We start from the raw sequence: 7,748 nt of genomic DNA on the forward strand, positions 1-7,748 counted from the left end.
AATGGCGAAAACGCAACGGCATGCGGAAAACGATTGAAACCGTATAAATCCATGCGCTATGCTGATTTCGCTGCCGGTGCATACCGGCCGCGCGATCGGGAGAGTTTGTCCCACCCATGGACAACGCCGAAGGAGCAAGCCCGCCCCCGGAATCTCTCAGGCCAAAGGACCGGTCGCGTGTTTTCACAACTCTGAAGAGCCGCCAGCGCTCCAAGGCTGGCGCACCGAAGGAGCAAGCAGGCCGCCATGCCTGTGAAACTCTCAGGTCCAGCACAGAGGGGGCGATCCCACGCACCTTTCAACATCTGATCAACCTTCAGAGGAGTAGTCACATGCATACGCATCGACTCTGGCTGCGCATTGCCTGCGCAGCGATGATGGCCGTGCCGTTCCTGGCAAAAGCAGACAACGGCGCGGCCTTGCAGGCTGCCAAACGCGGCCTCGTGCAATTCGCCGAGCACCAGCAGGCCATACGCCCCGGCAGCGCGCCGGCCGACTTCCCGCTCGATATCACCGATGTCGGCGACTTGAAGCAAGCCACGGTCAGCCACGGCTTCCAGGTCTACACCATCGACCCGAAAGAGCTGCTGGCGCGCGGCGACCTGTCCGCGCTGGCCCGGCCCACGGGCGAGTGGCGCTTCGTCATTTCCCTGCGCGGCAAGCCGATCGGGCTGGCCACTGTGCAGCAGGTGAACGGCCGCTTTGAAACCGTGGCCTATGGCGGCGCGGTGCTGGCCAAGGACGTGGATGCCGCCGCCAACGCGCATGGCAACGGCGCGCGCTCCAACCTGCGTTTCATCCGCATCTACCAGGCCCGCTCCGACTTGCTGGAAGTCGACCGCGCCAAGTTCGCGCCGCTGCATTCGGCACGCGAATCGCTGCTGCTGAAGAAGGCCGGCAGCCAGCTGGTCGATGGCGCCGAACTGCTTGAGCCGCTGCGCGCCGCAGTCAAAACCAATGTCGAAGCATTCCGCTAAGGAGGGACACACATGAACATCGCAAAAATCCTGGCCGGCGCCATGCTGGCACTGGCCCTGCCCTCCGCTTTCGCGCAGTGGCGCACCCTGAACGTGCCGCTGACGACGCAGGAACACAGCCAGTGGTGCTGGTCGGCGTCGAGCAAGGCCGTGCTGGCGGTGTACAACCGCACGCCGAGCCAGTGCCAGATCGTGAACTGGGCCTACGGCATCAACTACGCCTGCGGCAACGGCACCTTCGACTGGAACAGCTACGCCAACCGCCCCAACAGCATGTACGGCAGCTCGGGCAGCGTGCAGAACATCCTGTCCAACTGGGGCGTGCCGAATACCGCGATCAACAACTACCTGTCGTGGAATTCGGTGGTCACGGAGATCAACGCCAACCGTCCCTTCGTCATCCGCTACGGCTGGACCAATGGCGGCGGGCATATCATGGTGGGCCGCGGCTATGAAACCTATAACGGCACCAACTACATTTACATCATGAACCCGTGGCCCGGCGAAGGACAGACCTACCGCACCTTCGCGTCCGCCGTCAGCGCATCGGACCATAACTGGACCCACACGCAGCGCATGAACGTCAGTCCCTAAGCCATTTAACCTTGGTTAATACGGATGCGGCAGGCGCGCCAGTTCGACGGCGCGCCATGCCGTGCTGGCCAGCGCACGCCAGTCGGCGGCGGCGGCAAAGCGGAAATCGCGCTGCTGGCCGCGCGCCTTCTGCTCCGGCGGCAGGCCGCGGTCCACCACGGCCACCACGCGCGGTTTGCCGTCCTCGAACACCAGCGCCTCATCGGCGGCTTCGTTGGTATTCACATCCACCGCGATCACCCGGCCGCCGTGCAGCATGGTCACCTTGTCGACCAGGGTATGCCCCACCACCACCGTGCTGGCGCCGAAGCGGTTCAGCACATGCTGCACATCCTCGGCGCTGGCCAGGCCATCCGCCTCATCCAGGTAGCCGCGGTATTGGGTTACGCCGCCCTGCCCCAGCACCGCGTCCAGCGCCGGCTTGGCCGACGGCGCGCCGCGCCAGTAGTTGCGCATGGCTTCGTTCAGCTGCGGAACCGTCAGGCCGCTATCGGCCGTCGCCTTGCTGATGCCGCCGTGCGTGAACAGCACGCTGCCCATCTGCAGCACCACTGGCTGCGCGCGCAGCCAGGCGCCGATCACGGTATCGCCGGAGAATGCCGCCACCGGCCCGCCCAGGTGGTTCAGCGCATACAAGTGTTCCAGGTGGGCGCGCGTCGTGTTCCCGCGCAGGATGTACTGTTCGTGATTGCCCAGCAGCAGATGCACGCCGCCACCGACGCGCTGCGCTTCCTGCGCCAGCGCATACAAGCGCCACAGCACAGCGAAGACTTCGCGCCCGCGATCCACCGCATCGCCCACGATGACCAGGTGGCCCGTGCCGTAGGCCCAGGCGCCGGCGGCATCGGTCACGCCCAGCTTGGCCAGGGAACCGTCGAGGAAAGGCAGGTTGCCCTCGATATCGCTCAGCACAGCCACTTTGCCGGGCATCGGCAGCACACCGCCCGCCACGGACGGCGCCACTGCCGCGCCAAGCGGGTAAACACTGCGCTTGCCGGCGCATTCGATCACCAGCTGCGCGTCGGCAGCCTGCTGCTGGTGCGCCCGGTCTTCGCAGAACCAGGATGCATTCCAGCTGCCGTCCGCAGCGCGGCGCACCACCGGCCCATCCAGGAAGCCCGGCAGCGTGGCGTCATCGCCCGTGCCGGCGAACATGCTGACCTTGGCGTATTTCTCGCTGTTGACCGGCACATAAAGCCGGCTATGCACGCCGTTCGGCGTGACTTCAAGCCGGGAGTTGTAAAGGGCTACGGCAGCAATCGCGAGTAGCAGGACGAGAATGCCGGTCAGCAGGAAAGCGATCCGGCGCAGGGATTTTTTGATATTCATTTGACAATAGTAACAAACATTGCCGGAAAAGCAAAAGATGTTTCGGCACTCAGTGCGCGTGCACGCGAATCGATTTATTTCCCGCTGGCGGAAATGCGTGCCATCACAAAACCGGCCGCCCTGTTCCCCAAATCGTGGTTCCACTGGGCCGGCCCGGGCCTGAAAAAAAGTCGCGGCGGACTCTGTCAGCCACCTGTTCCCGCAAATGCCTGCGCCGGGCACGCCGCTGCAACGCGTCGCCTATTACTGGAACTCGGATGTCGGATACCTGTTCCCCGGCGTGAAGCTGAAGAACGATGTCGTGGTGCCGAATCTGCCAGCGTCGATTATCAAGGAATGCGTGGGCAAGCAGTGCTTCCCCGAGTTTGCGGAGTTTGCCGACTTGGTGGTCGATACCACGCGTTTTGAGAATCCTGCAGCGCCGGCTCGGCGCCGCCTCGGCTTGCAGCACCTGCATGGCGATGGCAGCGCGCCCTGGTCGCCGTTCTGACCTGATCTGGGGCCGGGCGACGAACTAGGGCAAACCGTGGCTCGCTGCGAGCGCATCCAGCAGGGAGCGCCTGACGCTTTGCGCTTTGCCGCTTAGCGGCAGCTGCTCCAGCGCAGCCAGGGCCGTAGCAGGCGGGCGCAATCTGTACTGCAACGCCAGCTCTTGCATCAATTGCAGCAGCTTCGCCATGTCGCGCGGCACTTCGCTTGGCGCCACGGCGCACAGCCGTCCCAGCAAGGCCAAAACGACAGGCGGCATGCCGGGATCGGCCGCCGCGGCCATCGCCAGGCTGGCAGCAAGCCGCGCTGCCATGAAATACTCCATCGGGATCAGGTCCAGGAAAGCCCTGCCCAGCACGTCCACATCAAGCCGCCCATCCAGGCTGGCCGCGACGAAAGCGTCGACCGCCCGCGCAAGGCGGCCCGGATCCTTGCCCATCAAGGCAAGTGCCAGCGTCTTCGTCGCGGCCGGCGTCATTTCCGTTACCGGGTCACCGAGCAGGCGCACCCACGCGCCATGGTGCCATTGCACGTCCGCGTATTGGAGATTTTGTGCCAGTCCTGGCAGGGCCTCCGCATACACGGCTTCGTGACTGGAGGGGAACAGCGAAGCGCCGAAAAGGATCAGCGCCTCTGAATCGTTCCAAAAGCCTTGGTAGCGGTATGGTGCAAGCAAGATGCCATCCACCGGTGGCTGGGGCGCAGGCACAGTGGCACGGGGCCGGAAGAAATCGCCGCGCTCCCATTTAACCAATTCGTTATAAAGGTCCACTTGCGCGGCCAGGGCGCCATCCGGCAACGCAGCACCAAAGGCCAACAATGCCAAAGGATCGTCCGAACCGGGATGGCGGATGCGGGCTGCTGCCAGGCATAATGCCTCATTCGGCTGTGCCGGCCATTCCCCGCCCAACGCGTAGCACAAGGCTTGGCTGAACGGCGTGACGGGCAACTCTTTGGCAGCAGCCAGGATTGCAGCATTCCCGGACGGGGCAAGCCGCAGCAATGCGCGCACCTGCACACGCAGAGGCAACTGCGCCACTCCCGTCCCGAGTTCATTCGCGCGTTGCACCAGCACGGCCGGGTCGATGAAGCCGCCGCGGTGCGTGGCCAGTTCGAACATGCTTGCGTCATCAAAGCGTTCTGCCAGCACACCCAGGGCGCCTGTGCGCCTATGTGTGCGTTCGATCTGCTCGTCCGCCACCCAGCGCAATAGCAGGCGTGCGAATTCACCCGAGACGCACGACTTCATCTCGTAGAGATCCATCTTCACTTTGCGGGCGCGTTTGACCACTGGCGCAAAACGCGCACGGTCATCATCCGATAATGGCGCGGACCGCAACAATGCGCCGAAAGCAGCCTCGAACAAATCGAGGTCACTCTCATCCTCAATCAGGCGTGCGCACAATGCCACTAGGTCATCCAGCGTTGCCGGCACCGCCAATAAGCGGGAGGGATCCAACGGCGACATGGGCTTGCTACGTGGCGGCAGAACGATTTCCTGCCAATCCACCGCAGCAGAAACAGGCATGCCCTCGAGCAGCGCATCCAGCCTCGGCTTAATGCTCGCCGCGACGAAAGGCACCATGCCTTGCAGCGCTTCGCGCGCATCGGCGTCCATGCCCCATTTTTCAATGCGCTCGACAATCGCTTGCTGCAAATCCGGATCCGTATGCTGCAGGCCGCCAATTGATACCAGCGCCGCCGCTTTCGCGCATGCAGGATCGCGTTTGACCATAGCGTCGAGCAGTTTGAGGGCCGCTGTAATCTGCGCCTTGACGGCGGAAAGCAGGACCTGCGGCAGCGCGTCCAACAACGCGCCGTGCGCCAATTGCTTCTTGTCGAACAGCTTGGCACAAGCTTTCAGTGCCAGGGTAACTGTCGGAGGGATCCGGCTTTGCAGCATGCCGAGATAGCACGCAGCATGGGGCGTCATTTCTTCCAGCGTCGGTGCAAGCTGATCGTGGAAGCGGGAGAACCAGCCCGCACGGAACTGCGGCCAATCCCGTTCCAGAGTGCCGAGACAGCGGGCCAACAGTTCGGCACGGGAATACCAGCCATCTTCGCAGAGCTGCAACAAGTGCCAGGCCCAGGTCCGGTCGGGTTTGCAGTATTTGTCGATCGCGGCCAGGTTGTCTTCACTGCTGCCTTCGACCTCGAATATCTTCAGCAAGACAGGATGCAGCGCTTCGCGGTTCTCAACCAGGTATTCGCGCATGTAGTGAGTCCAACGCGGCATTAAGATCAGGCGTGTTACTCCCGCATCATCGATCGCGTACGGCGACAGGCCTTCAGCGGCGAGCTGCAATGCAGCTGCTATATGGCCACGCGCAGCAAAATCGCGGGCAAGCGTGCCGATTCCTGCCGGCTTTATGCGACTTACAACCTCCGCCACTCGCTTGGCAGGCAGGCGGAAGCGGCATGCCTGTTCCGCGGGCGCGCAGGCCAGGGCAGCAACTGCAATAGCATCGCGCTGGCTATCAGTGGCGAGCATGCCCCAGCTGTCGTGAACCACGGCGCGATTCCACCACCAGTAATGCATCAAGTCGGCCACCACCGCGAGCCGCTCGGCCTGGGCAGAACGCTCCTCCCGGGACATGACTTCGAGGCGGGCCAGCACTGCATCCCCATCGCCGGCATATATCAATGCCTCCAGTTCGTTCAGCGGCTGGAAGCTCATCGCGTCGCCTCCACTGCCAAGACATGTTTGCATGGCCCGCGTGCGCCCTGGTATTTGGCAAACCACGGACAGGTGCACTGCATCTCCTGCGCCACTTCACGCACACGATGTTCGCCCACCTGTGCTTCGATCGGATCGTTGTTGATGATTCTCACTGCCTGCTGCTCCAACAGTTCTCGTGCCGCCGCAAGGCGGGGGTTCAAATCGTCCACCAGTGCGAGGTCAAACGGCAACACGCGATGGAAATAACTGCCTGCTGCCACATCAAAACCAACCAGGCCTGTGGCACCGAGTACGCGCAGCGCATCGGCAACCTCGCCCGCAGGCAGTGCAAGCGCAGTCGCGATTGCAGCCGGATCGAGTGCAGCCTGCCAGTTCAGTTGCGCACGCACCGACGATAAAGCCGTAGAGCCGGACGCACGCAACAAGGCTCGCAGCGACTGGCCCTCACCTGAAAACCCGCGCCATGTTTCCGCACTCAAGGCCAGGGTCAGGCGCGCCGGGCCAAAATCAAGCACCCAGGCGCTGGATTGCTGCGCCTCGTCCGCATAAAGCGCAACGGATTTCGCCTTAGGCACCAGCGTTTCGAGCACGCGCAGGCGCGAACTGTCCGTCATGCGCACACCATCCGGAGATGGCTGAGCCGTCACGCGCAGACCCGTCGGTCCGGCAACGATCCACAAAGGCGTGCGGCCATTCGCGTTGCGTGGCAAGGCGCGCAGGAACCGTAGCGCCTCCATGCCGTTCATTGTGTACCGCAAGCGCATGCCGGCCTGGTAGGACTGCACCTCCAGCATGCCGCGCAACCAGCGCAGTGGCAATTCGACTTTGGATTCAGTCACGGAGTTGATGGTCACGCCATCGGCGCCCACCGACAGGTCCATTCCCTCGCTGTCGCGAACGCGCGCCAACGCAGCACGCATCGGTGCGTTGAAGTCCACATTGGTGGTCCCTTTGCCGAGTATGTCGCCATCATAGGCATCGGGCAGGAAGTCGGCGCGGATATAGGTGCTGCAGCACCCGGAAAAACCCTCGAACCTCAACGCGCCTTCGCCGCATGTGACTACCGGGTCGGCCAGGCGCAATATTTTCGCCAGCGAGTTAGCCGGCAGGAAGAAGCGCGACCCAACAATCAGGTGCACTGCGGTCAGAAGTTCAGAAGCCAGGCGCGGTTGCAGCAAGCGGCCTTCGAAGAAATGCGGACGCTGGTCGGCGTTCGAAGTCGCCAGTGTCAGGTGCGGTCGACCGACTTCGGTAAGGCCGGAGGAAAAAGCGTAGTGGTAGGAATGTGAAAGTGCAGGCATGCAGAAAATATAACATGCCGTAAAGCAAAATGGTTCGCTGGCTAAACCCGGTAAACCTGGGTCTGACCCAAGGGTCAGACCCTGTCTATTCAACGCAGGGGGTTGGGTTTGGCGCCTTTGACATTCAGCGAAGATCAACAGCGCACACCCAAGACCAGCGCCCGTTGCACAGACGGGGTCTGACCCTGCGGGTCAGACCCCGGTTTTTCGGTTTTCCGGTTTGAAAAAGCAAAAAGCCCGCTAACACACGTTAGCGGGCTTTTCTAATAAGAGCCTGACGATAACCTACTTTCACACTGGTTGCAGCACTATCATCGGCGCAAAGTCGTTTCACGGTCCTGTTCGGGATGGGAAGGGGTGGGACCGACTTGCTATGGT

At 62.6% G+C, this 7,748-nt stretch carries 6 protein-coding genes, 1 rRNA gene and 1 riboswitch; of the genes, 3 read left to right on the top strand and 4 right to left on the bottom strand.

Features of this window, described 5'->3' with window-relative positions; all coding sequences use genetic code 11:
- The first annotated feature begins 86 nt into the window (after window positions 1-86).
- Window positions 87-182, top strand: a riboswitch (glycine riboswitch).
- Window positions 183-332: 150 nt separating this feature from the next.
- Window positions 333-977 (top strand): hypothetical protein, encoded by a 645-nt coding sequence (locus tag ACE3TQ_RS23285; protein WP_374585493.1) that lies wholly within the window; start codon window positions 333-335, stop codon window positions 975-977.
- A 12-nt stretch (window positions 978-989) separates the two neighbouring features.
- Window positions 990-1,571, top strand: a complete 582-nt coding sequence (locus tag ACE3TQ_RS23290) for a C39 family peptidase (protein ID WP_374585495.1) — start codon at window positions 990-992, stop codon at window positions 1,569-1,571.
- Between the two features lie 15 nt (window positions 1,572-1,586).
- On the opposite strand, the gene ACE3TQ_RS23295 is transcribed toward ACE3TQ_RS23290, so the two are convergent.
- Window positions 1,587-2,900 (bottom strand): metallophosphoesterase, encoded by a 1,314-nt coding sequence (locus ACE3TQ_RS23295; RefSeq protein ID WP_374585497.1) that lies wholly within the window; start codon window positions 2,898-2,900, stop codon window positions 1,587-1,589.
- A 205-nt stretch (window positions 2,901-3,105) separates the two neighbouring features.
- Between ACE3TQ_RS23295 and ACE3TQ_RS23300 the strand changes: the two genes are divergently transcribed.
- Window positions 3,106-3,390, top strand: a complete 285-nt coding sequence (locus ACE3TQ_RS23300; RefSeq protein ID WP_374585499.1) for a hypothetical protein — start codon at window positions 3,106-3,108, stop codon at window positions 3,388-3,390.
- A gap of 24 nt (window positions 3,391-3,414) precedes the next feature.
- Here the strand turns inward: ACE3TQ_RS23300 and ACE3TQ_RS23305 are convergent, their stop codons facing one another.
- The 3 genes from ACE3TQ_RS23305 to rrf form a co-directional block, all read right to left on the bottom strand.
- Window positions 3,415-6,066, bottom strand: coding sequence for a DUF6493 family protein (locus ACE3TQ_RS23305; protein WP_374585501.1), 2,652 nt, complete (start codon window positions 6,064-6,066; stop codon window positions 3,415-3,417).
- Entirely contained in the window at window positions 6,063-7,370 is a 1,308-nt protein-coding gene (locus ACE3TQ_RS23310; protein ID WP_374585503.1) for an SWIM zinc finger family protein, read from the bottom strand. Before ACE3TQ_RS23310 ends, ACE3TQ_RS23305 begins: the two co-directional genes overlap by 4 nt.
- A gap of 272 nt (window positions 7,371-7,642) precedes the next feature.
- Window positions 7,643-7,748 (bottom strand): 5S ribosomal RNA (gene rrf, locus ACE3TQ_RS23315); the annotation flags it as partial.

The organism is Pseudoduganella sp. (genome assembly GCF_041914865.1).
Lineage (GTDB): Bacteria > Pseudomonadota > Gammaproteobacteria > Burkholderiales > Burkholderiaceae_D > Rugamonas.